Source organism: Leifsonia sp. Leaf336 (assembly GCF_001423695.1).
Classification (GTDB): domain Bacteria; phylum Actinomycetota; class Actinomycetes; order Actinomycetales; family Microbacteriaceae; genus Leifsonia.
Map to the genome: position 1 here is coordinate 865,211 of NZ_LMOZ01000002.1, position 24,215 is coordinate 889,425.

26 protein-coding genes are annotated in these 24,215 nt (G+C 70.3%); 9 read left to right on the forward strand and 17 right to left on the reverse strand.

Annotated features, from left to right (window positions below; all coding sequences use genetic code 11):
• Positions 1 to 58: 58 nt before the first annotated feature.
• The 6 genes from ASF88_RS12920 to ASF88_RS12960 form a co-directional block, all read right to left on the reverse strand.
• Positions 59 to 487, reverse strand: coding sequence for a polymorphic toxin type 44 domain-containing protein (locus ASF88_RS12920; protein WP_082518949.1), 429 nt, complete (start codon positions 485 to 487; stop codon positions 59 to 61).
• 527 nt (positions 488 to 1,014) lie between these two features.
• A partial coding sequence (locus ASF88_RS12930; protein ID WP_235493442.1) for a polymorphic toxin type 44 domain-containing protein occupies positions 1,015 to 1,809 on the reverse strand: 795 nt, incomplete at its 5' end.
• A 1,813-nt stretch (positions 1,810 to 3,622) separates the two neighbouring features.
• The gene (locus ASF88_RS12945; protein ID WP_442915028.1) at positions 3,623 to 4,546 is read right to left on the reverse strand and encodes a 3-methyladenine DNA glycosylase; all 924 of its coding nucleotides are present in this window, start codon (positions 4,544 to 4,546) and stop codon (positions 3,623 to 3,625) included.
• A gap of 20 nt (positions 4,547 to 4,566) precedes the next feature.
• The gene (locus tag ASF88_RS12950) at positions 4,567 to 5,172 is read right to left on the reverse strand and encodes an HD domain-containing protein (protein WP_055919024.1); all 606 of its coding nucleotides are present in this window, start codon (positions 5,170 to 5,172) and stop codon (positions 4,567 to 4,569) included.
• A gap of 151 nt (positions 5,173 to 5,323) precedes the next feature.
• Positions 5,324 to 6,358, reverse strand: coding sequence for a zinc-dependent alcohol dehydrogenase family protein (locus ASF88_RS12955; RefSeq protein ID WP_055919026.1), 1,035 nt, complete (start codon positions 6,356 to 6,358; stop codon positions 5,324 to 5,326).
• Entirely contained in the window at positions 6,355 to 6,804 is a 450-nt protein-coding gene (locus tag ASF88_RS12960; RefSeq protein ID WP_055919028.1) for a (deoxy)nucleoside triphosphate pyrophosphohydrolase, read from the reverse strand. Before ASF88_RS12960 ends, ASF88_RS12955 begins: the two co-directional genes overlap by 4 nt.
• Positions 6,805 to 6,843: 39 nt before the next feature.
• Between ASF88_RS12960 and ASF88_RS12965 the strand changes: the two genes are divergently transcribed.
• Complete coding sequence (locus ASF88_RS12965; protein ID WP_055919030.1) at positions 6,844 to 7,386, forward strand: cysteine hydrolase family protein; 543 nt, start codon at positions 6,844 to 6,846, stop codon at positions 7,384 to 7,386.
• 13 nt (positions 7,387 to 7,399) lie between these two features.
• Here ASF88_RS12965 and ASF88_RS12970 read toward each other — a convergent pair whose 3' ends face one another.
• Positions 7,400 to 8,521, reverse strand: a complete 1,122-nt coding sequence (locus ASF88_RS12970) for a hypothetical protein (RefSeq protein WP_055919033.1) — start codon at positions 8,519 to 8,521, stop codon at positions 7,400 to 7,402.
• Between the two features lie 129 nt (positions 8,522 to 8,650).
• On the opposite strand from ASF88_RS12970, the gene ASF88_RS12975 reads away from it, so the two are divergent.
• The 3 genes from ASF88_RS12975 to ASF88_RS12985 all read left to right on the forward strand — a co-directional run bounded on the left by ASF88_RS12975 (position 8,651) and on the right by ASF88_RS12985 (position 11,786).
• Entirely contained in the window at positions 8,651 to 9,607 is a 957-nt protein-coding gene (locus ASF88_RS12975; RefSeq protein ID WP_055919036.1) for a GlxA family transcriptional regulator, read from the forward strand.
• A 172-nt stretch (positions 9,608 to 9,779) separates the two neighbouring features.
• Positions 9,780 to 10,775, forward strand: coding sequence for a type I glyceraldehyde-3-phosphate dehydrogenase (gene gap, locus ASF88_RS12980; protein WP_055919039.1), 996 nt, complete (start codon positions 9,780 to 9,782; stop codon positions 10,773 to 10,775).
• Between the two features lie 78 nt (positions 10,776 to 10,853).
• Positions 10,854 to 11,786, forward strand: a complete 933-nt coding sequence (locus ASF88_RS12985; RefSeq protein WP_055919042.1) for an MBL fold metallo-hydrolase — start codon at positions 10,854 to 10,856, stop codon at positions 11,784 to 11,786.
• Positions 11,787 to 11,812: 26 nt separating this feature from the next.
• Here the strand turns inward: ASF88_RS12985 and ASF88_RS12990 are convergent, their stop codons facing one another.
• Positions 11,813 to 12,115, reverse strand: coding sequence for a DUF1905 domain-containing protein (locus ASF88_RS12990; protein WP_055919044.1), 303 nt, complete (start codon positions 12,113 to 12,115; stop codon positions 11,813 to 11,815).
• 103 nt (positions 12,116 to 12,218) lie between these two features.
• Between ASF88_RS12990 and ASF88_RS12995 the strand changes: the two genes are divergently transcribed.
• Complete coding sequence (locus tag ASF88_RS12995) at positions 12,219 to 12,617, forward strand: DUF7144 family membrane protein (RefSeq protein WP_055919045.1); 399 nt, start codon at positions 12,219 to 12,221, stop codon at positions 12,615 to 12,617.
• Between the two features lie 69 nt (positions 12,618 to 12,686).
• Positions 12,687 to 13,313: a hypothetical protein gene (locus ASF88_RS13000; RefSeq protein ID WP_055919047.1), complete on the forward strand. Its 627-nt coding sequence runs from the start codon at positions 12,687 to 12,689 to the stop codon at positions 13,311 to 13,313.
• Positions 13,314 to 13,316: 3 nt separating this feature from the next.
• Here ASF88_RS13000 and ASF88_RS13005 read toward each other — a convergent pair whose 3' ends face one another.
• Positions 13,317 to 14,756: a lipase maturation factor family protein gene (locus ASF88_RS13005; RefSeq protein ID WP_055919051.1), complete on the reverse strand. Its 1,440-nt coding sequence runs from the start codon at positions 14,754 to 14,756 to the stop codon at positions 13,317 to 13,319.
• A gap of 64 nt (positions 14,757 to 14,820) precedes the next feature.
• Positions 14,821 to 15,498 carry an endonuclease/exonuclease/phosphatase family protein gene (locus ASF88_RS13010; protein ID WP_055919054.1) on the reverse strand — a complete coding sequence of 226 codons (678 nt, stop codon included), beginning with the start codon at positions 15,496 to 15,498 and terminating at the stop codon, positions 14,821 to 14,823.
• Between the two features lie 143 nt (positions 15,499 to 15,641).
• On the opposite strand from ASF88_RS13010, the gene ligD reads away from it, so the two are divergent.
• Positions 15,642 to 16,664 carry a non-homologous end-joining DNA ligase gene (ligD, locus tag ASF88_RS13015; RefSeq protein WP_055919057.1) on the forward strand — a complete coding sequence of 341 codons (1,023 nt, stop codon included), beginning with the start codon at positions 15,642 to 15,644 and terminating at the stop codon, positions 16,662 to 16,664.
• Between the two features lie 15 nt (positions 16,665 to 16,679).
• On the opposite strand, the gene ASF88_RS13020 is transcribed toward ligD, so the two are convergent.
• Positions 16,680 to 17,750 carry an ATP-dependent DNA ligase gene (locus ASF88_RS13020; RefSeq protein ID WP_055919061.1) on the reverse strand — a complete coding sequence of 357 codons (1,071 nt, stop codon included), beginning with the start codon at positions 17,748 to 17,750 and terminating at the stop codon, positions 16,680 to 16,682.
• Positions 17,751 to 17,867: 117 nt separating this feature from the next.
• Here ASF88_RS13020 and ASF88_RS13025 point away from each other — a divergent pair, with 117 nt between their 5' ends.
• Positions 17,868 to 18,317: an SIP domain-containing protein gene (locus ASF88_RS13025; protein WP_055919063.1), complete on the forward strand. Its 450-nt coding sequence runs from the start codon at positions 17,868 to 17,870 to the stop codon at positions 18,315 to 18,317.
• On the opposite strand, the gene ASF88_RS13030 is transcribed toward ASF88_RS13025, so the two are convergent.
• The 6 genes from ASF88_RS13030 to ASF88_RS13055 are packed head-to-tail and all read right to left on the reverse strand — an operon-like array spanning position 18,292 to position 23,323.
• Positions 18,292 to 19,134: an SDR family NAD(P)-dependent oxidoreductase gene (locus ASF88_RS13030; protein WP_055919065.1), complete on the reverse strand. Its 843-nt coding sequence runs from the start codon at positions 19,132 to 19,134 to the stop codon at positions 18,292 to 18,294. The genes ASF88_RS13025 and ASF88_RS13030 overlap by 26 nt on opposite strands.
• Positions 19,131 to 19,514, reverse strand: coding sequence for a hypothetical protein (locus tag ASF88_RS13035; RefSeq protein WP_055919068.1), 384 nt, complete (start codon positions 19,512 to 19,514; stop codon positions 19,131 to 19,133). The genes ASF88_RS13030 and ASF88_RS13035 overlap by 4 nt, the downstream gene beginning before the upstream one ends.
• Before the next feature lie 2 nt (positions 19,515 to 19,516).
• Positions 19,517 to 20,968 carry a dihydrolipoyl dehydrogenase family protein gene (locus ASF88_RS13040; RefSeq protein ID WP_055919072.1) on the reverse strand — a complete coding sequence of 484 codons (1,452 nt, stop codon included), beginning with the start codon at positions 20,966 to 20,968 and terminating at the stop codon, positions 19,517 to 19,519.
• A 57-nt stretch (positions 20,969 to 21,025) separates the two neighbouring features.
• Positions 21,026 to 21,811 carry a crotonase/enoyl-CoA hydratase family protein gene (locus tag ASF88_RS13045; protein ID WP_055920434.1) on the reverse strand — a complete coding sequence of 262 codons (786 nt, stop codon included), beginning with the start codon at positions 21,809 to 21,811 and terminating at the stop codon, positions 21,026 to 21,028.
• 23 nt (positions 21,812 to 21,834) lie between these two features.
• Positions 21,835 to 22,692 (reverse strand): arginase family protein, encoded by an 858-nt coding sequence (locus tag ASF88_RS13050; RefSeq protein WP_055919075.1) that lies wholly within the window; start codon positions 22,690 to 22,692, stop codon positions 21,835 to 21,837.
• A gap of 22 nt (positions 22,693 to 22,714) precedes the next feature.
• Positions 22,715 to 23,323, reverse strand: a complete 609-nt coding sequence (locus ASF88_RS13055) for a TPM domain-containing protein (RefSeq protein ID WP_082518952.1) — start codon at positions 23,321 to 23,323, stop codon at positions 22,715 to 22,717.
• 144 nt (positions 23,324 to 23,467) lie between these two features.
• On the opposite strand from ASF88_RS13055, the gene ASF88_RS13060 reads away from it, so the two are divergent.
• The gene (locus tag ASF88_RS13060) at positions 23,468 to 24,211 is read left to right on the forward strand and encodes a gamma-glutamyl-gamma-aminobutyrate hydrolase family protein (RefSeq protein ID WP_055919082.1); all 744 of its coding nucleotides are present in this window, start codon (positions 23,468 to 23,470) and stop codon (positions 24,209 to 24,211) included.
• The last annotated feature ends 4 nt before the right edge of the window (positions 24,212 to 24,215 follow it).

Here is a 24,215-nt window from a genome sequence, read left to right on the forward strand (position 1 = left end):
GTCGGAGCATCCCGAGAGGGAAAGGACACCGGCAAGCGCCGCCAGGACCAGGATTGCTCTAGTCCGTAAGGTGCGCATTCGCGATCTCCTCGTAGAACTGCTTCTCGGTGAGTCCGTTCGGATATTTCGAGTGGAGGTCGTAACCGAACTTCACCGCCTCATCATCGAGAGGATCGTCGCCCTTCCCCGCATCGACGCCGCCCTTGTCCCCCAGGTTTGCTCCTGCCAAGGCGGTTTCGGGGTCGACGTCCCAGTGGGCGAGCATTGAGCCGTACATGACGTTGCCGAAGACGTCTGACCGGACGACGCGCCCCTGCTCGTCATGGAGGTAGAAGAGGCCACTTTCATACCCGTAGTCTTCGGCGAGGTAGACCTTCATATCCCATTCCGCTTTGGTGGCGACGCTTCGCGCTGCCCTACGAGCGCGCGTCAACAGAGAGTCGGCGAAACTGGCCAAAGCGATCCCCACCAACTGCGCCGGATGCATTGGCGCTTGGCGGGAGTGCCGCTAGTCACGACAGGGTGGAGTGTCCCTCCTGACGAGACCGGGTTGCGCGCATCGGATTTGCATGGTCCAGTACTCGTACCCCCAGGTGCAGGTGTAGATTCGCACCTCGGTCCAGTCCGCAAGGAATTTGCCGGGGCCGTCGGTGAGTTTGTATTTGGAGTTCTCGAAGCTGATTTCGAATAGGTAGTCATCGACTTTCCGCCAGGTCACCCGCCCGTCATAACGATCCTGGCTGGTGAGTTTGATACACACATTGCCTGACTCTTGCTGATTTCCCCGCGGGACACCGCCCGCGTAACCGGTTCCGTCTGATCGCAGTGTGAGTGTCATGGGTCCCAGCGGTGCTCGGATGATGCCCTTCTCTTCGTTATAGAAGGTTCCGCCCTTCCATTCGACGGTCTCTGTGAACAATCTGCCGTCCGAGCACCCTGCAAGCGAGAGACACGCAGCGAGCGCAGCGAGGCACATGCCCCATCCCCTCGCGGGCCTTCGCGACCACGATGTTCTCACGACGCCGGTGCCTGTGGCAGATCGTTCAGATGCGCATTCGCGATCTCTTCGTAGAACTGTTTCTCAGACAGCCCGTTCGGGTATTTCTTGTGGAGGTCGTAACCGAACTTCACCGCGTCGTCATCGAGACGATCGTTTCCCTTCCCTGCATCGAACCCCGCAGATGTGCCCAAATTGGCGCCATGAAGCGCCGTATCAGTGTCGACGTCCCAGTGGGCGAGCATTGAGCCGTACATCACGTTGCCGAAGACGTCTGACCGGACAACGCGCCCCTGCTCGTCATGGAGGTAGAAGAGGCCGCTTTCATATCCGTAGTCTTCGGCGAGGTAGACCTTCATATCCCATTCCCCGTCGGTGGGGAACATCGTGAGGAATGTCGCGACGTCCTGCGCAGCGACCAGGTTCTCGAACCTCGCGCCGCCGATGTTCATGAGAACGCCGAAGAGGCCCCAGGGGTCGTGCTCTGCCCTGAATCTCATGCCATCGCGGAGCAGCTGATCGAACTTTCCCGGGTTCTCACGCGCGAGCCGGTACAACGCTTGCGCCTCCTCGGAGCTCATCCACTCCACGAGCTTGTCGTAACTGAGCGCCGAAGCATGCTTCAGGGTGTCGTAGACGACGAAGCCCTCAGGAATGCCGAGGCCGGCGTGACTGTGCGTGGAAATCTTCGCAGCGGACAGCCCGCGAATGGGTGCGAGGTCTACGCCGTTGGTGTAGTAGCTGCCGTCGGCTTCGACCGCGACCTTGTTCAACTCGACAGCAGCCTGGGTGGCGAGGCGCATCACTTCCAGNGCGAGGTCTACGCCGTTGGTGTAGTAGCTGCCGTCGGCTTCGACCGCGACCTTGTTCAACTCGACAGCAGCCTGGGTGGCGAGGCGCATCACTTCCAGACTGTCGGAGAAATACTTCGACACGTCAGCGACGAACCACTCCAGTCTATCGATCGCAAGTGTCAGTCGGCTTATCTCCTCCTCAACCTGCTCTTTGAGTCCCTGGAGCACGGTGTTCTGGTGGGTGAGTTTCTCCAGATCTCCGGTGAACACTGCTTGGAGTTGGGTGAAGAAGTCGTTGTTGCGTTCGATCTGCTCCTCGATCAGACGAAGACGCTCCCGCGCCTCCNTTCTCCAGATCTCCGGTGAACACTGCTTGGAGTTGGGTGAAGAAGTCGTTGTTGCGTTCGATCTGCTCCTCGATCAGACGAAGACGCTCCCGCGCCTCCTTCAACGCCTCTGTGAGGTCGTCATGGTCAAGGTTCCCGTACTGGGCGAGAACGGAGTGCGCGTGTTCGTACGACGCCAGCTCGGCCTGGATATCACTTACGGCTTCACGGAGTTTCGCGATCCCCGGCAGGATCAACTCCGTGAACAAGCCCTGCCCGGCCGTGAACGCCGCCCCCTGAAGCAGACCCGCATCCAGTTGGGCGATCAGATGCTGCGAGCCCGCGTCCAGACGGCCGATGATCAGGTTCGCGGTCGTGATGTTGTTGCGCATCGCGGTGATGAGATTGCTCGAATCGGCGGCGCTGAACCTTATTCCCACGGCAGTGCGTTCCTCTCCCTAGCAAGGTTCTCTAACTCATCGTCAAACGACTGCCGGATTCGCGAACGCGTCTGCTCAAGCTCCTCCGACGTTTCTTCGACGTACCGGTCAACCCTCACCAGCAGGTCGCGACGTGCCTCCAGTTCGTGCTGCACGCTACTGTCACCGGCCTGCATGCGCTCCCCGAGGGACGACTCCCGGTCCCGCCCCACCGCATGGAACNGCAGGTCGCGACGTGCCTCCAGTTCGTGCTGCACGCTACTGTCACCGGCCTGCATGCGCTCCCCGAGGGACGACTCCCGGTCCCGCCCCACCGCATGGAACTGCTCACGGAACTGCTCCAACGAACGCTCGTAACGCTGCCGAGCCTCGGAGAATTCGCCCTCCTGCCGTTCGACCCGCTCGATCTGCCGGCCCAGTTCTGCGCGTTCCGTCGCGCTCCTATCCGCGTTCACTGGACGCTCGCCCACCGTTCGGCGTCCGCAACATCACGCTTCTCGATGCTGCTCGCAAGCTCCGGGAACTTATTCGCCTGCCCCAACACCGCAGCACAGAACCGGCTGACGGTCTGGAACATCTCGTTCGCGACATCACGCCCCGCGTCCATCCCCGAGATGCCACCGGCGAACCCGAACGTCACCTGCTGATCCGCATACCCGGAAGTGTCGATACCCACCAACTCATGCACCGCCGCATCGGCATCGACCGTGCTCGAAACGACTCTCCCCGCTGACANCGCCCCGCGTCCATCCCCGAGATGCCACCGGCGAACCCGAACGTCACCTGCTGATCCGCATACCCGGAAGTGTCGATACCCACCAACTCATGCACCGCGGCATCGGCGCCGACCGTGCTCGAAACGATTCTTCCTACTGACATCCGTCCCCTCGCTGCATCCGGCACGGCAAAAACGCGCGTGCCCATTGATCCTAAAACATATCAGTCGCAGGAACGCACACTCGCGAAGCTGCGGGTAAGACATACCGACCTGAAAGGAGGAATTCACCCGGCTAGAGCGTCGGGCTTTCCGCCGCGGCGCGACGGCAACGGCGGCGGCACCGGATGCTAGGCGGTCGCTCCCGTAGGGAGCGCGGAGACGCGCGCCACGTCGGCGTCCTCGCCCAGCCACGCACCGAGCACCCGCGCCCGCAGCGCGTTCGACCGCTCCGCGAACGCGCGCTGGCGTCGCACGTACTCGGCCTTGCCCTCCGCCGTCTCGATCCGCACCGGCTCCGCACCCCACGGCCGCATGTCGTACGGGGAGGCCTGCATGTCGAGCAATCTGATGTCGCGGGCGAGCTCGAAGGCGTCGAGCAGCAGCTCGCCGGGAACGAGCGGCCCCAGCTTCATCGCCCACTTGTAGACGTCCATGCCCGCGTGGAGGCAGCCCGGCTGCTCCAGTTCCGGCTGCGTCTCACGGGTCGGCGCGAACCGGTTGCGCGGCACGGCGTCCGGTGTGAAGAACCGGAACGCGTCGATGTGCGTGCAGCGCAGCTCGCCGGCCTCCACCACGGCGTCGGTCGCGGCCTGCCCGAGACGGAGCGGCACATCGTGCCGGTGCTCGCCCTGGCGGTAGACCATCGCCCACTCGTGGAGGCCGAAGCACCCGAACCGGCCCGGCCGCGCCGCGGTCGAGCGCAGAATCCGTTCGATCGTCGCCAACAGCGGTGCCTTCTCGGCCTCCATCGCAGCGCGGTCGACGATGAGGGAGCCGGGCGTCGATCCGCCGGTGTACCACCGCCAGGACGCGCGCGGGTCGTCCGCCGCCTCCAGCAGTTCGACGCCGGGCCCGGGATGCCAGCGCCGCAGCACGGCGGGCGAGTACGAGTAGTAGGTGAACAGGAAGTCCTCGACGGGGTGCTTCTCGCCGCGCGACGCGCGGGCGCGGTGGCCGGCCGTGAGCGCGTCGGCGCGCTCCGCGTGCGCCGCGGCGCGGGCGCGCCACTGCTCGGCGGGCAGCGCCTGAGCGTGCGGAGGGCGGATGGTCACCACACGAGGATACGTGCCCGTCAGCCGAGCGACTCCAGCGGGTTGCGGCGCATCTTCTCGGCGACGCCGCGCTCCACGATGCGCTGCGCGGCCGTGCCGGGCTTGCGTTCGGCCTGGTCGGTGACGCACGCGGTGAACTCGGCGGCGAGGCCGAGCCGCGGGAAGGCGGTGACGACCTCACGCAGGAACTCCTGCGGCAGCGCGTCGGGGCGCACGCCGGAGATGTCGAGCGCCGTCGCGACCTCCAGCAGGTGACCCTCCGGGTCGAACGCGGGATCGACCTCCGGCCAGTTGTGGCGCACGATCACCTCGTGCGCGCGCGTGCGCCGCTCGGGCCTCCACCCCGCGCCGGCCGTCAGCGCCTTGGCGACGTGGCCTCCCGCATCCTCATAGGCCAGGGTGTGGTTGTCGAACGCGGGCACGATGCCGATGTCGTGCAGCACGGCGGACACATAGAGCAGCTCGCGGTCGATGCCGTGGAGGCCTTCGACGGTCGCGAAGCCCTCCGCCCACAGCCACGACCGCAGCACGTGGTTGAGAAGCGACGGCGTGTGGTACTCAGTGGCCAGCTCCAGGGCGGCGCGGGAGGCGGCGGTGTCGGGAGCGGTGATGTCGGCGAGGCACATGCGACCATCCTGACGCCTCGCGCCGCGCAGATCCGGCCTCCCGCCGCCGAATTCCGGCCGACTTCCCGAGCTGCGACCCCGAGATTTGCGCCACATGTCGCGACTGACGCGCTCCATCGCCGCATTTGCGCCCATCTCGCGGGCGCTGCAGCTACGCCATCGTCGGGTCGAGCACGGTGATGCCGGTGGAGGGCGCCGCGTCGGTCATCGGGAGGAGGCGCGCCGCCTCGGCCAGGCCGACAGTGCGGCCGACGAGCTGGTCCGGGCGGAGGTCTCCGGAGGCGACGAGCGCGAGCATCCCCGGGTAGTCGGCGGCGGCCATCCCGTGGCTGCCGAGCACGTCGAGCTCCCACGCGATCACACGGTCGAGCGGCAGCACGGGCAGGTCGCCCGAGAGGAGGCCGATCTGCACGTGGCGGCCGCGCCGGCGCAGGGATCGCACCCCCGCCACGGCGGTCGACGCCGATCCGACAGCGTCGACGGCGACATGCGCGCCGCCCGAGGTCAGCTCCGCGACGGCGTCGGCGGCATGCGGGCCGGCCAGGAGGGTGTGCTCGGCGCCGATCCGGGCCGCAGCCTCCAACGCAGCGGGGGAGCGGTCGACCGCGATCGGCCGGGCGCCGAGAGCGCGCGCGATCGCGATGGCGCTGAGGCCGACGCCGCCGGCGCCGTACACCGCGACCCACTCGCCGGCCTGGAGGCCGGCACGAGCCGTCAGCGCCCGGTACGCGGTGGCGAACCGGCAGCCGAGCGCGGCTGCCGCGGCGTCGGGGAGCCCCTCGGGAAGCGCCACGAGGTTGAGGTCGGCCGCTCGCACGGCCACGAGCTCGGCGTGCGAACCCCAGTGGGTGAAGCCCGGCTGCGTCTGGTCCGGGCACACCTGGGCCTGCCCGCTGCGGCACCACTCGCAGTGGCCGCACCCGTTCACGAACGGTGCGGTCACGCGGTCGCCCGGGCGCCAGCGCTCGACGCCGGCGCCGACGGCCTCCACGACTCCGGCGAACTCGTGGCCGGGAACATGCGGGAGGTGCACGGTGTCGTCGTGGCCGGCCCAGGCGTGCCAGTCGCTGCGGCACAGGCCGGAGGCGCCGACACGGATGAGGGCGCCGCCGTCCGGCACGCCCGGAGTCGGCACGTCCGCGACGGCGACCGGTCCCGAGAAGGTCTCGTAGTACAGCGCTTTCATCGTGTCCCTTCCTCCGAACGCTCGGTGCTGCCCGCCGCCGCAGCGAGCTCCTCCAAGGGCATCCCCGAGAGCACCGCCACCACGGGCCGGTCCGCCGGCGCCCATTCGAGCCCACCGAGCGCACGGGGTTGCCGCCACTCCAGCGCGTCGTGATCGGTGGAGGCCGTCGGCGCCGACCCGGCGAGCGTCGCCGCGTAGCAGGCGAGGTCGACGCGCCCGGTCACCGTCCGGTCGAGCAGCGAGCCGACGCCCACGTCGACGCCCAGCTCCTCCCGCAGCTCGCGGGCGAGCGCCTCCTGCGGCGTCTCGCCGGCCTCCACTTTGCCGCCGGGGAACTCCCAGAGCCCCGCGGCGTCCTTGTGCGCCGCCCGGCGGCAGGCCAGCACCGCACCGTCGCGCACCAGGACGGCGGCGACGACCACGACGGGGAGCGCGGAGGACGGCACGGTTCCATCCTGCCCTGCCGCGGGTGCGAGGATGGTCCCGTGACCGACACGAACCCGACCGTCCTGCTCGTGATCGACCTCCAGAAGGGGGTGCTCCCCGGCTGCGCCGACGCCGACGGCGTCGTGGAACGGACCGCAGCCCTCGTCGACCGTGCGCGCGCCGCAGGCGCCCCGGTCGTCTGGGTGCAGCACGAAGAGGAGGACCTCCCGTGGGAGAGCGCGCCGTGGCAGCTCGCCGACGGACTCCTCCCGGCGAAGGGCGAGCCGTTGGTCCGCAAGGAGTACCGGGACGCGTTCGCCGGCACCGACCTCGACGAGGTGCTGGAGTCGTTCGACGCCACCCGCCTCGTCGTCGCCGGAGCCCAGAGCGACTTCTGCATCCGCACCACGACGCAGAGCGCGGCGGTCCGCGGCTACGACGTCGTGCTGGTCGGCGACGCGCACACGACGACCGACGCCGAGTGGGAGGGCGTCACGATCACCGCGGAGCAGATCGTCGCGCACACCAACCGCTACTTCTCGGGCCTGCGCTATCCGGGCCAGGAGTTCGCGGTCGCGACCGCGGCGGACGTACGGCTCTAGCCGACCAGGCGGGCTACGACACGGTCCACCGCAGCTCGATGATCTGGTGCGCGTCGCTGAGGTAGAACACGTTCTGCGAGCCTTCGTCGACCTCCACGAACGCGACCGGGTCGCCGACGATCGGAGGTGCGCCGACGAGCGCGCCGATGTTGTTGGTGTGCCACGCTCCTTCGCGCCACCACAGCTCGTGCACCATCTCGTCGTGCCCGGTGAAGATCACGTGCTGGGTCGCGACCGGCTGGAAGAGCCCCGCCTCGAACGCGTAGCCGGCCGGGCTGGAGGTCGTGTACGCGATGGGGGCTCCGGCGGCCACGGTGAGGTCGTTGTGGTGCCACCCGTCGGTCGCCCACCACAGCTCGTGGAGGTGGCCGTCGCCGCCGACGTAGTCGACGTGCTGGGTGCCCTGACCGCGGAAGACGTAACCGGTCACCGTCTCGGCGTCGCTGGAGATCGGCGCGCCGGTGACCGCCGTCAGATCGCCCCAGTGCCAGCCCGAGCCGTCCTGCCACAGCTCGATGATGCGCCCCGGGTCGGCGCGGTACAGCACGTGCGCCGTCTTCTGATCCTCGAACGAGTAGCCGGTGGGGGCGGAGGTCGGGGAGCAGGGCGGCGCGGCGATCGCGCTGGTCAGGTCGGCGTCGTGCCAGCCGTTGCCCGCGTTGCGCAGCTCGTGCACGGCGCCGCCGCCCTGTGCGTGGTACACGACGCGCTGCGCACCGTCGAAGTAGGTCTCGTAGCCGAACGGCTGCGAGAGCGCGAGCGGTGCATTTCCCGCGGAGGTCAGGTCGTTGTGGTTCCAGCCGTCGTCTTCCGTGTACCAGAGCTCGTGCACACGGCCGTCGAGCCGCAGCCCCTGGTAGACGACGTGCTGCGATCCCTGGTGCGCCCAGATGTAGCCGTTCGCGTTCGTCCCCGCGGGCGAGCCCTCGGCCTCCGACACGAGATTCTTCACGTTCCAGTCGTCGCTCGCACTGCAGTACAGCTCGTACAGCTGGGTGTCGCCTCCGTTGGTGGGGGTGTAGCCCTGGAACACCACGTGTCGCGTGAACTGAGCGAACAGCCACGCTGTCGGCTGGTAGACGGCGAGCGGCGCTCCGGAGGTCGCCGTCGTGAGGTTCTTGATTCTCCATCCCATGGGTGCGCTCCGATCGTTCGGGAGTCGGCGTCGGGAGTCGGCGTTGACAGGACCCAGGGTAGGCGCGTCACGCATCGCGCGGACTGCCCGGATTGAGGAGCCGACGCGCGTCGGCGCTAGCCTGAATCCGTGTCCGAACGTCTGCACCGCGTGGCCGTCCTCGTGCTCGAGGGTGCGAAGCCGCTCGACGTCGGCATCCCGGCGCAGGTGTTCACCACTCGCGCGAGCATGCCGTACGAGGTGCGCGTGTGCGGTGCCGCGCCCGGGCTCGTCACGGGTGGCGATGGACTGTCGTACCACGTGGCGCACGGTCTCGAGGCTCTGGAGTGGGCCGACATCGTGTTCCTGCCGGGCTACCGGCATCCCGACCGCGACGATCCGCCCGCGGCGGTGGTGGAGGCGCTGCTCGCCGCCCACGCGCGCGGCGCCCGGCTCGCCGCGATCTCGACCGGCGCCTTCGCCCTGGCGCCCACCGGCCTCCTCGACGGCAAACGAGCCACCACCCACTGGCATTACACGCGCGCTCTCGCCCAGCGATACCCGCTGATCCGGGTCGACGAGAACGTGCTCTTCGTCGACGAAGGGGAGGTGCTGACCTCCGCCGGCGCGGCCAGCGGCATCGACCTGTGTCTGCACATCCTGCGCGGCGACCTCGGCATCGCCGCCGCGAACCACGCCGCCCGGCGCCTCGTCGCCGCACCATATCGCAGCGGAGGCCAGGCGCAGTACGTGCCGCGCAGCGTCCCGGAGCCGCTCGGCGAACGCTTCGCGGCGGTGCGCGAGTGGGCGCTGCACCGGCTGAACGAGCCGCTCTCGCTCGACCTCCTCGCGCAGCGCGCGACGGTCTCGCCGCGCACGTTCTCGCGCCGGTTCGTGGAGGACACCGGGTACACACCGATGCAGTGGGTGATGCGCGCCCGCATCGACGTCGCCCGCGAGCTGCTGGAGCGCTCCGAGCGCAGCGTCGAGCAGATCGCCGCCGATGTCGGTCTCGGCACCGGCGCCAACCTCCGGCTGCACTTCCAGCGCATCCTCGGCACGACCCCGAGCGAGTACCGCCGCACCTTCGCCGGCACCGAGGACTGACTCGCGGATTTGGGCCGAATGTGGCGATAGCGGCGCTGTATCGCCACATTCACCGCAAATCCGAGGGCAGCCTGGAGGGCGTGGCGAGAATCTTGCGAACCATGACGTTCGCGCCGCTGGTGGGGCGCTGCCGTCGGACCGAGGCTGGAGGGGATCGAAAGGATTCCCCCGCATGACCCGCATCGCCATCAACGGATTCGGCCGCATCGGCCGCAACGTGCTCCGTGCCCTCCTGGAGCGCGACAGCGACCTCGAGGTCGTCGCCGTCAACGACCTCACCGAGCCCGCCGCGCTCGCCAAGCTGCTCGCCTTCGACTCCACCGGCGGTCGCCTCGGCCGCCCGGTCTCGGTCGACGGCGACGTGCTCGTCGTCGACGGCCGCCGCATCCGCGTGCTCGCCGAGCGCGAGCCCGCGCAGCTGCCGTGGGGCGAGCTCGGTGTCGACATCGTCCTCGAGTCGACCGGCCGCTTCACCTCCGCAACCGCCGCCCGCGCCCACCTGGAGGCCGGCGCCACGAAGGTTCTCGTGAGCGCCCCCGCCGACGGCGCCGACGTGACCCTCGCCTTCGGCGTGAACACCGACGCCTACGACCCGGCCGTCCACACCATCGTCTCCAACGCCTCCTGCACGACGAACGCCCTCGCTCCCCTCGCGGCGGTGCTGGACGAGCTCGCCGGCATCGAGCACGGCTTCATGACGACCGTGCACGCCTACACGCAGGAGCAGAACCTCCAGGACGGCCCGCACCGCGATCCGCGTCGCGCCCGCGCCGCCGCCGTCAATATCGTCCCCACCACCACCGGCGCCGCGAAGGCGATCGGCCTGGTGCTGCCGAACCTCGACGGCAAGCTGTCCGGCGACTCGATCCGCGTGCCCGTCCCTGTGGGCTCGATCGTCGAGCTGAACACCGTGGTGTCGCGCGACGTGACGCGCGACGACGTCCTCGCCGCCTACCGCGCCGCCGCCGAGGGCAAGCTCGCCGGCATCCTGGAGTACTCGGAGGACGCCCTGGTGTCGTCCGACATCACCGGCAACCCGGCGTCGTCGATCTTCGACTCCGAGCTCACCCGCGTCGACGGCCGTCACGTCAAGGTGGTCGCCTGGTACGACAACGAGTGGGGCTTCTCGAACCGCGTGGTCGACACCCTCGGCCTGCTCGCGGGCTGAGTTCGACCGCACCGACGGGCCGCGCATCTCCGGGTGCGCGGCCCGTCCGCGTGTGCGGACCTCCGCTAGCGTGAGGGGATGACGACTCCTGCTCCCGAGACGGTGGCGCGCGGAGTGCGCCGGGTGCAGGTCCCGATGCCGCCCGGCACCGGCCCGGCGTTCAGCAACGCGTACCTGATCGACGACGCCGACGGGCGCGTCCACGTGGTCGACCCGGGCTCGCCGACGGCGGAGGCCCGTGCGGCGTTGTCAGCCGCGATCGGGGAGGCCGCGGTCGGCTCGATCGTCGTCACGCACCTCCACGCCGATCACGCCGGCGGAGCCGGAGCGCTGCGGGAGCGCACCGACGCCCGCGTGCTGCTGCACGAGCGCGAGCGGGCAGCGCTCGGCCGGATCGCCATCGGCGTGCCCGCACCCGACCTCGAGGCCTGGGGCGTGCCGGAGGACCGCCGAACCGAACTCGTCGCTGCTGCCGCCGTTCCGACGGCCCCGGCGGCGGAATTCGTCGACGAGGTGCTCGACGGCGTGCTGACCGACGCGCAGCTTCTCGACGTCCCCGGACGCCGCCTCCGGGTGATCGGCACGCCGGCCCACACCGACGGGCATCTCTGCCTGCACGACGAGGAGGCCGGGCTGCTCTTCACCGGCGACCACGTGCTGCCCACCATCAACCCCGGCCTGGGGCTCGGCGGCCCCACCGACACCAACCCGATCGCGGACTACCTCGCCTCCCTCGACCGCACGGCAGTGCTCGACACCGGCGCGCTCCGGGCGCTGCCCGGCCACGAGGACCCGTTCACCGGCGTGCGCGAGCGCTGCGCCACCCTCGCCGCGCACCACCTCCGCCGCACCGAGGAGGTCGCCGCGAGCACCGGCGCGACCGTGTGGGAGGTCGCCTCCGGGCTGACCTGGACGGGCGGCTGGGACGTGCTCGGCGGGTTCACCCTGCTGTCGGCGCTGCGCCAGACCGCCCAGCACCGCGAACTGGTCGCCCGGCGTCGGGGGATCTGAGGCCGCTGATCTGACGCCGCGACGCGTTACAGCATCGTCTCCACGCCGAGCGTCACGCGGTCGCCCAGCCCGACGCCCTCCTTGCGCCGCACGTCGCCCTTGATCGCGAGCACGTACGCGCCGTCGGCGCTCTCGGGGAACACCGACGTCGACCAACGCGAGCGGCCGAGCGTGACCATGACCTTGACCGAGCCGAACCCCGCGGGCGGGTGCGGCTGCAGCCGGATCTCCTCCGACACGTCGTCGGGCAGCCGTGCGAACACCCAGAGGTCGCGCCGGGCCTCCCACCGGAACAGCTCCGTCTCGAACTCGTAGCGCACGCCGGCCATGCGGCAAGCCTGCCACGGACCGCCGACATCGCCTGCCCCTGCCCTTGCCCCTGCCCGAGCGCCGCACGCGCACGCTATCCTCGCAGCAACGTCAGGAGGCCCCATGCCCAACCGTCCCGGTTCCGTCACCTTCGTGGCCGTGCTGGCCTACATCAACGGGGTCCTGAACATCATCGGCGGCGTGGTGACGCTGTTCACCCGCAACTCGATGGTGCGGGCATCCGACAGCGGAGCGCTTGCCGCCCTCACCACCGCCGCGATCGTGTCGATCATCCTCGGCATCGTCATCCTCATCGTCGCCCGAGGCCTGCTGAACGGCAGCCGCTTCGCGCGCGGCCTCGTGACCGTCGTGATGATCCTCAATGCGATCAGCGGCGTCCTCCTGCTGTTCAGCCTGCAGTTCTTCAGCGGCATCCTCGAGATCCTGTGGGCGGTCGTCATGCTGTCGCTGCTCTACACGCCGCGCGCCAACGCGTTCTTCGCCGCGCGTACGTCCGGCTAGCTCCGATCGGTGAGAATGGAGGAGGCGCCGACGCCGGCGTCTCCCACGACCGACCGAAAGGCTGCGGCCATGCGCTGGCCCGACTGGCTCACGAAGCGCACCGTCAAGACGGTGCGCACGCGTCCCTTCGACGAGGACGCCCTGCCGGAGCCTGCCGCGCCCACTCTCGAGCAGACGGTCGAAGAAGGCATGCTGCTCGCGGAATATGCCACACGCATGGCCGTCAAGAACCACATCGTGGTCGACACCCTCCAGTACGGCAACGACTTCGATCCTGCCCGGCACACCGGGGAGGCCGCGCACATGCTGCGCGAGCTCGCCTCCGAGCAGGGGGAGGCCGCCGGCCGGATCGAGGAGGATCTGGAGGCCGCGCACGGCCTTCGCGGCGACGCCATGCACCCGCACGACTACCGCGACATCGACGTCGCGAACCTGCGCCTGCGCCGCGACGCCGCCATTGACCTCGCAAGTGCCCTGCGGGCGAAGGCCGACTCGGAGGACGAGCTCCTCGCCCTGGTGGAGCGCGGCCGCAGCGACGCCTGGGACGAGGTCGGCCGCGCCATCGAGGCCGGGCTCGACGCGTTCTCGGGGGTGGAGGCGCTGCGCGAGGACTACGAGCGCGAGAAGCCCGCCCGCCTCAACCTGCTGATCCGGCGCGACCTCGCGCGGCTGCAGGAGGAGCGGACCGGGTACTGAGTTTCACCCCCGCAACCCCACCGGCGGCACGAGCGTGCCGACCTCCGTGCGCACCCACCGGTCGCCCGTCGAGCGCTTCTCGGCGCGCGTCGCGAAGCGGTACAGGTACATGCGCGCCCGCACCGAGCGGGGAGGCCGGCCGCCGAACGGGTCGAGGCGCAGCAGCCGGAGAGTCGGCCGGTCGGCCTCCAGCAACCGCAGCAGGAACACCTGGAACCACGGCGAGTCCCGGGATCCGAGCGCGAGGAACCACATCAGCCAGTCGAGCCGCAGGTGGTACGGCGCGTACTGGCGGGGCAGCCTCCGCACATCGCCGGGCTTGCCCTTGAAGCTGTACTCGAGCCAGCGGGCGGCGGGGTCGAGAGGGTCGTCCTCCGTGCCCTCGACCACCACTTCGAAGCGCTCCTTCGTCACGCTGCCGAAGGCGCCGTAGGCGTTCACGAGATGCCAGCGGTTGAAGCTCGCGTTCATCAGCTGGCGCCTCCGGAACAGGTTGCGCAGCGGCCACCAGCTCAACGCCACCAGCAGTGCGCTCGCGAGCAGGGCCACGACGGCGTACCAGACCGGCACCTCGGGGGAGCCGATCCCACCGGTCAGCGCGCCTCCGGTGACCCACCGCCAGGCGCCGTCGCTCACCGCCGCGAACGCGAGGACGATCGTGATCCAGTTGAGCCAGGCGAAGTTGCCCGTGGCCACCAGCCAGAGTTGCGTCAGGATAACGACCGCAGCAGCGATGCTGGCGACCGGCTGCGGCAGGAAGAGCAGCCAGGGCACGATCAGCTGCGCGAAGTGGTTGCCCAGCACCTCCACGCGATGCCACCACTTGGGCAGCAGGTGCGCCGTGCGGCTCAGCGGGTTCGGCATCGGCTGCGTCTCGTGGTGGTAGTACAGCGCGGTGAGGTCGCGCCACGAGCGGTCACCGCGCATCTTGATCATCCCGGCGCCGAACTCGAGCCGGAAGACCAGCCAGCGCACCAGGATGATGATCGTGATCGGGGGAGCGGTGTCCCACGAGCCGAGGAACGCCACAGTGAACCCGGCCTCGCAGATGAGGCTCTCCCAGCCGAAGCCGTAGAAGGTCTGCCCGATGTGCACGATCGACAGGTAGAGGAACCAGACGATCAGGAACACCGGCACGAAAACGTACGACGGCGTCAGCTGCAGCACCCCGACGACGATGAGCGCGGACAGCACCGCGCCCGTCAAGGCGACGACACGCAGCAGCCGGTCGGAGTACCGCAGCCGGAACAGGGTCGGCTGGCGCCGGGCGTACGCGTTGCGCAGGTAGCGCGGCGCGGGCAGGAGGCCGTGCTCGCCGAGCAACGCGGGGAACTGCGCGACGGCCGACAGGAACGCGATCACATAGAGCGCCGCCACGCCCCGCTGCAAGATCTCGCGCGCGATCGTGTAGTCGGCTCCGGACAGCCAGCCCAGCGCATCCATCGGTCATCACCTCGACACGATCGCGGTACGCCCGACAGCGTACGCCCGCGTCAAGCGGCCGAGGCTAAGCGGCGAGTTCGGCGTCGAGCCGGATGGGGCGGTGGTCGGAGGCGCCGGCGGGCAGCACGTCCACCCGCTCGACCTCGAAGCCGGTGGAGGTCACGAAGTCGAAGTAGCCGGTGAAGAACTTGTAGCGCAGGTAGGTCGGCTCGTCGCTGCGCTTGAGGGTGTATCCGGCCGTGGTCAGGTGCCGTTCGAGCCCGCGGATGAACCACGGGTAGTTGAAGTCGCCGACCATGATCGCCGGGGTGTCGGGCGCGAGCGAGCGCATCCCCTCGTGGGCCGCAGCGATCTGCTTGCGACGCAGCGAGTTGGAGGCCGTCAGCGGCGCGGCGTGGAACGACCCGACCAGCACGCGCTCGCCGGAGTCCCTGTCGCGCAGGAGCGCGGCCAGCAGCCGCTCGTTCGCGGGCGCGAGCACCCGGTCGTGGATCGACTTGTGCACCGCGAACACCTGCGTGTCGAGCACCTCGTAGCGCTCGTTGCGCACATACACAGCGAGGCCGAGGCGGTTGGCGCGCGTCGCATCCGCGAGTTGGAGGTCGTGCAGCCGGGGCGCGAGCATCTCGCTGTCGCACTCCTGCAGGCACAGGGCGTCGGCGTCGTAGGTCTTGGCGATGTCCTCGAGCTCATGAGCGGCGGAGTGCTCGCGCAGGTTGTAACTGATGATCCTCAGGACCACCCACCTCCTTGCACAGTTCGGATCGTCCACGGGCGGACATCGCTCATTCTGGCCCACTTCTCGGAGGGTCGAACGACGACCGCCCGCATCCCACACGGAATTCACACCCTGGTCATCACCCGTTGGACCGGTACGGTGGTCGCATGGCAGGCGATGCAGTCGTACTCACCGTCCCCGGTCCGCACGGCGACCGAGAGGTCCGCATCTCGAGCCCGGGGCGGGTGCTGTATCCCGAGCTCGGCATCACCAAGCTCGACCTCGCGAACTACATCGTCGAGGTGGGAGAGGCGTTCGTCCGCGCCAACGGCGACCGCCCGCTGTCGCTGCAGCGGTTCCCGGAGGGGATCGACGGCGAGGAGTTCTTCTCCAAGAACCCGCCGCGCGGCACGCCCGATTTCGTGCGGTCGGTGCCGGTCGTCTACCCGAGCGCGCGCTCGCACCCGCAGCTCGTCATCGACGAGCCGGCCGCGGCCGTGTGGGCCGTGCAGATGAACACCATCGTCTTCCACCCGTGGCCCTCGCGTGCCGAGGACTCCGACAACCCCGACCAGCTGCGCATCGATCTCGACCCGCAGCCGGGTACGGGCTTCGCCGACGCCGTGCCCGCCGCGATCGAGCTGCGTGCGGTGCTCGCGGAGGTCGGGCTGGAGGCGTACATCAAGACCTCCGGCAACCGCGGCCTCCACGTGTTCGCGCCCATCGAGCCCGTGCGCGAGTTCCTCGACGTGCGGCACGCCGTGATCGCCGCCGCGCGGCAGCTGGAGCGCCGGATGCCGGACGCCGTGACGACGGCGTGGTGGAAGGAGGAGCGCGGCGAGAAGGTGTTCGTCGACTTCAACCAGGCCAACCGCGACCGCACGATGGCCGGCGCCTACAGCCCGCGCGCGCTCGCGCACGCGCCGGTCTCCACCCCGGTGACCTGGGAGGAGCTCCCGGACGTCGACCCGCGCGACTTCACCGTGCGCACGGTGCCGGAGCGGCTGCGCAGCGTCGGCGACCCGTGGCACGACTTCGGCGAGCGCTCCGGCCGCATCGACGCACTGCTGGAGTGGTGGCAGCGCGACCTCGACGACGGGCTCGGCGAGCTCCCGTTCCCGCCCGACTACCCCAAGATGCCGGGCGAGCCGCCGCGCGTCCAGCCCAGCCGCGCCAAGAAGACGGAGTAGTGGTCCCGCCGGCGGTCAGGACATGACGTCGGCGAGGTCGTAGGCGATGGGGCGGTCGAGCTGGTCGTAGGTGCAGGAGGCCGGGTCGCGGTCGACGCGCCAGCGCTCGAACTGGGCAGTGTGCCGGAAGCGCATGCCCTCCATCTGGTCGTACCGCACCTCCAGCACGCGCTCGGGTCGCAGTCGCACGAACGACACGTCCTTGCTGGCCGAGAACCGGCTGCGGTCCGTCGCGCCGGTCACGGCGGCACCGCTCTCGTCGCGCTCGACCAGCGGCTCCAGCTCGTCCACCAGCTCCAGCCGCACCTTGTCGCTGAAGGCGGAGACGCCTCCCACGTTGCGCAGCACGCCGTCGTCGCCGTACAGCCCGACCAGCAGGGAGCCGACGCCGCGGCCGCTGGTGTGCACGCGGTAGCCGAGCACGACCACGTCGGCCGTGCGGTGGTGCTTGATCTTGAGCATCGTGCGCTTGTTCGGCGTGTACGCGCCCGCGAGCGGCTTGGCGACGACGCCGTCGAGCCCCGCGCCCTCGAACTCGACGAGCCAGGTCCTGGCCAGCTCCACGTCCGTCGTCGTGCGCGTGATCTGCAGGGGAGCGGGGAGGCCACCGGCGAACTCCTCCAGCGCCGCACGCCGCTCGGAGAACGGCCGGTCGAGGTACGACTCGCCGCCGAGTCCGAGCAGGTCGAACGCGACGAAGCTGGCCGGGGTCTGCTCCGAGAGCAGCTTCACGCGGCTCGCGGCGGGGTGGATGCGCTGCGAGAGCGCCTCCCAGTCCAGCCGCTGGCTGCCGGGCTCGCCGGTGGGCACGACGATCTCGCCGTCGAGCACGCAGGGGGAGGGCAGGAGCTCGCGGAACGCGGCGACCAGCTCCGGGAAGTACCGCGTGAGCATCTTCGAGCCCCTGCTGCCGATCTGCACGTCGCCGATGGTGCCGTCACCGGCGTCGGCGGCGTAGACGATAGCGCGGAAGCCGTCCCACTTCGGTTCGAAGCTCAGGCCTCCTGCGACGGCGTCCTGTTCGGGCACGGCGGGGACGGCCTTGGCGAGCATCGGGGCGACGGGGGAGTCCGCGGTCGGAAGCATGTCTCGATCATGCCGTGCTGCGCAGCACATCGGAAGGGCGACGGGGCTGAGAGCTTCCCCGCAAGGCTGCGGCCGCCCGGAAAAGGTTAGGTAAGCCTGACCTATACTCGAAGGGAAATGTACCGACCCGACCACGCCGCGCACACCGCCTCCACCGCGCACAACGACGACCGCGTCCAGTTCCTCGTCGTCGGCGACGAGACCTCTCTGACCGAACTGGAGGCCGAGCTCGCCCTCCTTCCGCTGTGCGCGCGCGGTCGCGTCTTCGTGGAGGTCGGCGAGCCGTCCGAGATCGTGGCGCTCGCCGCACCGATCCGGATGACGGTCACCTGGCTGGTGCGCGCGGAGCGCTCCGGCCGGCCGGGCTCGGCGCAGCGCTGCGAACGAGGCGAGGCGGCGGCGCGCGCCGTCCGCGCCTGGGCGGCGGAGATGCTGTGCGAGGGCCCCGGCCGCACCCGAGCGATCGTGACCGGCTCCTGGGCGCTCACCAGCGAGGTGGGCGAGCACCTGGTGGAGGTCGTCGGCATGGAGCCGGACGCCGTCAGCCTGCCGTCAGGCTCTCGCTGATCGTCCAGAGATCGCGGCCGAGCTCGGCGTCCTTCGCTTGGCGTGCCATGCGACCGTTGGCCCTGAACCGGTCGAAGTAGGTGCCGGTGGGCGCTCCGACCGGGATCGGTCCGGCCAGGCGCTCCAGCGGCGCGGCGCCGGCCTCCGCCGTGATGCCGTAGCGGCCTCCGGTCACCGCGTTGCCGAATCGGATCAGTGGCGAGCTCGCTCCGAAGCGCGTCGCCACCGTGCCGGGGTGGAACGAGTACGCGGTGACGCCCGTGCCGGTGAGCTGTTCCCCGAGCTCGACAGCGAACAGGATGGTCGCGAGCTTGGACGTGCCGTAGGCGCGCCAGCCGCCGCGCCAGGGGCGTCGCTCCCAGTCGAGGTCGTCGAGGCGCAGCCTCCCGAACCGGTTGGCCATGCTGGCGGTCGACACGACCCGCACCTCCCGCCCGCTCGCGGCCGTCTCGATGAGCCGGGGCCGCAGGAGCCGGGTGAGCAGGAAGGGCGCGAGATGGTTGAGCTGGATCGTCCGCTCGTGGCCGTCCACCGTCACCCGGCGCTCGTGATAGAGGCCGCCGGCGTTGTTGGCGAGCACGTCGATGCCGTCGTAGTGGTCGAGCAGGGCGGCGGCCAAGGCTCGCACGTCGTCGAACCGTTCGAAGTCGGCGAGGAACGCCGTCGCGCCGATCCGGTCGGCGAGCGCGCGGGTGCGCTCGGGATCGCGGCCGACCACGGCGACGCGATCGCCGCCGGCGACCAGGCGCTCCGCCGCCACGGCGCCGATCCCGGAGCTCGCTCCGGTGACGACGATCGTGCGTGCCGTGTCGGTCATCGGTACCCGCCCTTCTCGAGGCCCGCCTCGATCTCGAAACGATTGCGCAGCGGGTCGCGGCCGGCCAGGAGGTAGAGGAACGGGAACAGCATCCCGTACCGCTGCCATTGCCGCTTGTGGACGACCTCGTGCTCGAGCACGTCGTCCGTCACGTTCTGATCGGTCAGGTAGCAGCCGCCCACGCACGAGCCGCCGCGGCCGAAGGTGCGCTTGGGCATGCCGCGGAAGACGAAGAGACCGGCCCGCCGCTCGACGCGGCCGGTGCTCCAGACGAAGCCCCAGAGGAATCCGACGGTCGTCGCATAGCGGTAGCCGAGCCGGCTGACCGGGGAGTCGAGGAACACCGAGGCGAGCAGGCCGTCTCCGCGCAATGGGGGCATCGTCATTTCTCCGGACGCCCGTACGTCTCGAGCAGGCGCAGCCAGACCTCGCTGATCGTCGGATACGACGGAACGGCGTGCCAGAGCCGGTCGAGCGGCACCTCGCCGACGACCGCGATCGTGGCCGAGTGCAGCAGCTCGCCGACTTCCTGGCCGACGAACGTGGCGCCCAGCACGACCTTCCTCTCCTCGTCGACGACCATCCTGGCCGTGCCCGCATAGTCGTCGGCCGTCACGTACCCGCCGCTGACCGAGCCGATCGGGTAGTCCACCACCCGGATGCGGTAGCCCGCCTTCTCGGCCTTGGCCGCGGTGAGCCCGACGGAGGCGACCTCCGGCTCGGTGAACGTGACCTGCGGAACCGCCTGGTGGTCGGCGGTCGCCACGAAGGCGCCCCACGGGGCGAGCGACACCTCGTGGCCCTTCGCCCGTGCGGCGATGGCGTCGCCGGCAGCGCGCGCCTGGTACTTGCCCTGGTGGGTGAGCAGGGCGCGGTGGTTCACATCGCCCACGCCGTACAGCCAGCCGCCGTCGACCGGCTCGCCGCGCGCGTCGAGCACGCGCATGCTGTCGTCGACCGTCAGCCAGGCGCCGTCCTCCAGCCCGAAGGCGTCGAGGCCGAGGCCCGACGACCGCGGCAACCGGCCGGTCGCCACCAGCAGCTCGTCCGTCTCGACCACGCTGCCGTCGCCCAGGCGGATGCGGAAACGATCGTCGTCCGTCCGCTCGACCGACTCGGTCGTGACGTCCAGGTGCACGTGGGCGCCGAGTTCCCGGAGGCCCGCGGCGACCTGCTCGCCCGCGAAAGGCTCCTCCGTTCCCAGCAGTCCGCTGCGCGCGATGAGGTGCACCTCGGTGCCGAAGCCCGCGTACGCGGTCGCCATCTCGGTGCCGACCGTTCCGCCGCCCAGAACGGCCAGCGAAACCGGGACGCGCTGCACACTCGTGGCGTCGCGGCTCGTCCAGGGCTCGCTCTCGCGCAGGCCGGGGATGTCGGGGAGCAACGAGGCCGAGCCCGTGCAGACGGCGACCGCGTGCCGTGCCGTCAGCACGGTGACGGTGCCGTCGTCGGCAGTCACGGTGACCTCCTTGGCGGCGGTGATCGTCGCCCAGCCGCGCACCAGGTCGATGCCGGCGCTCTCGAGCCACTCGACCTGGCCGTCGTCCTTCCAGTCGCTGGTCATGTAGTCGCGGCGCCGCAGCACGGCGGAGACATCGAGCGGGCCGGTCACGGCCTCCCGCGCCCCGCCCACGCGCTGGGCCGCACGCAGTGCCGCGGCCGAACGCAGGAGGGTCTTGGAGGGGATGCACGCCCAATACGAGCACTCGCCGCCGACGAGCTCGGCCTCCACGATCGCAGTGCGCATGCCGCCCTGGGCAGCGCGGTCGGCGACGTTCTCACCGACCGCCCCGGCTCCGATCACGATGACGTCGTACTCGACGGTTGCGGACATGGTTCCTCCTGGCGGTCGTGGAAGCGGCGGTCGTGGATGAGGCGCAGCGTACGCCGTTCAGCGGCCGACGAACTCGGCGGGGGTGCGCGTGAGGAAGGCCTGCATGCCGATCCGGGCGTCTTCGCTCCCGGCCAGACGCACGAGCGTCGGCTGCAGCTGCGACTCGGCGGCGGCGTCGCCCTCCCGCACCGCGGTGAAGGCGTTGGCCAGGGTCGCCTGCACCGCGAGCGGCGCCTGCGCGGCGATCCGCTCGGCGATGGCGAGCGCGGCGTCGAACTGCTGCCCGTCGTCCACGACCTCCTGCACCAGACCCATGCGATACGCCTCGTCGGCGCCGAACATGTCGCCGGTGAGGATGTAGCGCATGGCGTTGCCCCAGCCCGCGGCGCGGGGGAACCGGATGGTGGCGCCGCCGAACGGCAGGATGCCGCGGGCGACCTCGATCTGGCCGAAGCGCGTCGACCGCGCGGCGACCGCGACGTCGGAGGCGAGCATGAGCTCGATTCCCAGGGTGAGGCAGGTGCCCTGCACTGCGACCACCACCGGCTTGGTGCGCTGAGTGCCAGAGACACCCCACGGGTCGATGCCCGTGTCGGAGACGAACGAGAGTCCGTCCGCGCCGATGCGCGGGCCGACGTCGGCGAGGTCGAGGCCGCCGGTGAAGTGGTCGCCGAAGGCGTGGACCAGCCCGACGCGCAAGTCCGGGTCGCGCTCGAGCTCGCCGTACGCGTCGGCCAGCCCGGTCAACAGCTCGAAGTCTGCCGCATTGCGCTTGTCCGGCCGGTTGAGACCGATGAGCAGGACGTGCCCGCGTCGCTCGGTCAGGATCCTGGGTTCGCTCATGTCGCCCACGCTACCGGCCGCGCTCAGCCGGCGTCACGCAGCGGCCCCGTGAGCGCGCCGAGCACCCGGAGGATCACCGGCAGATCGCGTCCGGCAGCATCCGGAGACTCGGGGGCGAACTCGGTGATCGCGGCGCCGGCGAGCTCGAAACGGGAGCGCAGCGCGCGGATCACGTCGGACAACTGCTCCGGCGTGATCCCGAACGGCTCGGGGTAGCCGATGCCGTCGACGGCGGAGGGGTCGAGCACGTCGAGGTCGATGTGGAGGTACACGGCCGAGGCTCCCGTGGCCTCCACCGCTGCGACGAGCGTCTGCGGGTCGGCGAGGTCGTCAGGACCGATCATCCGGATGCCCATCCGGTCGACGAAGTCCGACTCGCCGTCGTCGAGTGCGCGCGTCCCCGCGAGGATCAGCTGCTCGTGGTGGAGCCGCGCGGGGCCGGTGGCCGCGAGGCCGTCGGGCCCGTCGCCGAGCAGGGCGCGCACCACCATGCCGTGGAAGGCGCCGGATGGCGACGTCGAGACGCTGTTGATGTCGCCGTGCGCGTCGAACCAGACCACGGCGACCGCACCGGCGGGATGCGAGGCGACGACGTTCTGCACGCTCGCCAGATCGGAGGCGCAGTCGCCGCCGATCGTGACGACCGGGGCCTCCAGCACCGACAGCTCGGCCTCCGCCAGCTCGCGCACCAGCGTCAGCGACGAGTAGCGCAGCACGCCGGTGCCGAGCGCCTCGCCCGCCGCCGCCGGTACCGCCACGCTGTGCGTCACGGTCGTCGGCAGGTCGCCGCGGATGGCGTCGGCGCCGTCGATGAGGCGCATGGCGCGGGAGGAGCCGGAGCCCTGCCATTGGGGGACGACGAGGAACGAAGCGGGGCTCATCCTCTTTCCTTCCGTTTCGGTGTCATGGCGTTGTCGCGTTCCTGTTTCTCGACCGGCGTTGCCGGCGGACCAGCAGGACGGCGACGACGGCGATCACGACCAGGACGACGACGAGCAGCCAGACGAACGCCGGGCCGGGGCCTCCGCCGACCGCGTCGCCGAGGCCGTTCGCCGCGGCCACGGCGGCCTGCGTCCAGTCCTGGCTGTGGACCTTCGGCGCCACCTTGTCCTGCTCGATCGTGGTCAGCTCGCGGTCGGTGACCGGTCCGCTGTCGTCGCCCGAGAGGTAGAGGGCTCCGCCCGTGGTGTCGACCGCGAGCAGGTAGTCCGTCGGCCCCAGGTCGTTGCGGGCCGCCGTCTCGTTCGCCCAGTCCTCGGCGTCGGCCGGGTTGGTGAAGTGGTCGACGAACACCACGTAGAGCGTGATCTGATGGTTCTTCTTGAGCGCGGCGCTCGCCGCCTCGATCGTGTCGACGTCGGCGTCGGACAGTACACCGGCCTGGTCGACCACATGACCTGATCCGAGATCGACGGGGTCGGCGGCCTCGGCAGCAGGAGCGGAGAGCACGAGGGGAGTCAGGGCCACGCCGATGGCGAGCAGGAAGGCGGTCAGGACACGGCGCACAGACATCCACCCACTCTCCCGAGCTCACCTGTCATCCAGCCGAGTCTATTGACGGCCCCGATGCGTGTCACTGTTTCGGATCGCCGGCACTGTTTCCGCCTGTTACGTGCACGGATGCGCGCCGTCGGCGCTCCGCCCAGAATTGCTCGTATGTCTCCGGCCGCCCGCACCCTCGCCGTCGTCGAGGCGACGCGCTTCCGCGGGCACGACCCGGAGTACCACGCATACGTGCAGGTGCTGGTCGGCGGGGTCGTGCGCTCGGCCCAGGCCGACGGCTGGAAGGTCGCGCGGCTCGCCGCCGACGGCGGCACGGAAGCGCTCCTGAGCGCGACCGACCGCGCCGACGCCGTGGTCATCGTGGGAGGCGAGGACATCGCCCCGCGGTTCTACGGAGCGTCGGGCGGCTACCCGCACGAGAGCCTCCACCGTAAGACCGCCGACGCCGCGCAGCTGGCGCTCGTGCACCGGGCCATCGAGCGCGGGCTCCCGCTGCTCGGGATCTGCCGCGGCCTCCAGATCGTCAACGTCGCGCTCGGCGGCACGCTCATCCAGGACCTCGGTGACAGCGATCACGTGCGCCGCGGCGTGCCGATCCCCGAGGTGCTGACCACCCACCCTGTGCTGCTCGAGCCGGGTAGCCGGGTGGAGGAGCTGCTCGGCGGCCCCGTCGTCTCCGTCCGGAGCGCGCACCACCAGGCGGTGGATGCGCTCGGTGAGGGCCTCCAGGTGACCGGACGCGCCCCCGACGGCCACGTCGAGGCGATCGAGCACGAGTCGGCCCCGATCGTGGCCGTGCAGTGGCACCCGGAGGACCCGGCCGCCCCTGCGGGCCAGCTCGCCGCGCTGCTCGGCGCGCTGCGCACGCGCACCCCCGCGGCTGCCGCCGCCGCGTAGCGGG

Bases quoted from the DNA above. Each gene is read 5' to 3' on its own strand.
- ASF88_RS12920 (WP_082518949.1), bottom strand. From the start codon at position 487: ATGCATCCGGCGCAGTTGGTGGGGATCGCTTTGGCCAGTTTCGCCGAC.
- ASF88_RS12950 (WP_055919024.1), bottom strand. From the start codon at position 5,172: ATGTGCCTCGCCGACATCACCGCTCCCGACACCGCCGCCTCCCGCGCC.
- ASF88_RS12955 (WP_055919026.1), bottom strand. From the start codon at position 6,358: ATGAAAGCGCTGTACTACGAGACCTTCTCGGGACCGGTCGCCGTCGCG.
- ASF88_RS12970 (WP_055919033.1), bottom strand. From the start codon at position 8,521: ATGGGATGGAGAATCAAGAACCTCACGACGGCGACCTCCGGAGCGCCG.
- gap (WP_055919039.1), top strand. From the start codon at position 9,780: ATGACCCGCATCGCCATCAACGGATTCGGCCGCATCGGCCGCAACGTG.
- ASF88_RS12985 (WP_055919042.1), top strand. From the start codon at position 10,854: ATGACGACTCCTGCTCCCGAGACGGTGGCGCGCGGAGTGCGCCGGGTG.
- ASF88_RS12990 (WP_055919044.1), bottom strand. From the start codon at position 12,115: ATGGCCGGCGTGCGCTACGAGTTCGAGACGGAGCTGTTCCGGTGGGAG.
- ASF88_RS12995 (WP_055919045.1), top strand. From the start codon at position 12,219: ATGCCCAACCGTCCCGGTTCCGTCACCTTCGTGGCCGTGCTGGCCTAC.
- ASF88_RS13000 (WP_055919047.1), top strand. From the start codon at position 12,687: ATGCGCTGGCCCGACTGGCTCACGAAGCGCACCGTCAAGACGGTGCGC.
- ASF88_RS13005 (WP_055919051.1), bottom strand. From the start codon at position 14,756: ATGGATGCGCTGGGCTGGCTGTCCGGAGCCGACTACACGATCGCGCGC.
- ligD (WP_055919057.1), top strand. From the start codon at position 15,642: ATGGCAGGCGATGCAGTCGTACTCACCGTCCCCGGTCCGCACGGCGAC.
- ASF88_RS13020 (WP_055919061.1), bottom strand. From the start codon at position 17,750: ATGCTTCCGACCGCGGACTCCCCCGTCGCCCCGATGCTCGCCAAGGCC.
- ASF88_RS13025 (WP_055919063.1), top strand. From the start codon at position 17,868: ATGTACCGACCCGACCACGCCGCGCACACCGCCTCCACCGCGCACAAC.
- ASF88_RS13030 (WP_055919065.1), bottom strand. From the start codon at position 19,134: ATGACCGACACGGCACGCACGATCGTCGTCACCGGAGCGAGCTCCGGG.
- ASF88_RS13035 (WP_055919068.1), bottom strand. From the start codon at position 19,514: ATGCCCCCATTGCGCGGAGACGGCCTGCTCGCCTCGGTGTTCCTCGAC.
- ASF88_RS13040 (WP_055919072.1), bottom strand. From the start codon at position 20,968: ATGTCCGCAACCGTCGAGTACGACGTCATCGTGATCGGAGCCGGGGCG.
- ASF88_RS13045 (WP_055920434.1), bottom strand. From the start codon at position 21,811: ATGAGCGAACCCAGGATCCTGACCGAGCGACGCGGGCACGTCCTGCTC.
- ASF88_RS13050 (WP_055919075.1), bottom strand. From the start codon at position 22,692: ATGAGCCCCGCTTCGTTCCTCGTCGTCCCCCAATGGCAGGGCTCCGGC.
- ASF88_RS13055 (WP_082518952.1), bottom strand. From the start codon at position 23,323: ATGTCTGTGCGCCGTGTCCTGACCGCCTTCCTGCTCGCCATCGGCGTG.
- ASF88_RS13060 (WP_055919082.1), top strand. From the start codon at position 23,468: ATGTCTCCGGCCGCCCGCACCCTCGCCGTCGTCGAGGCGACGCGCTTC.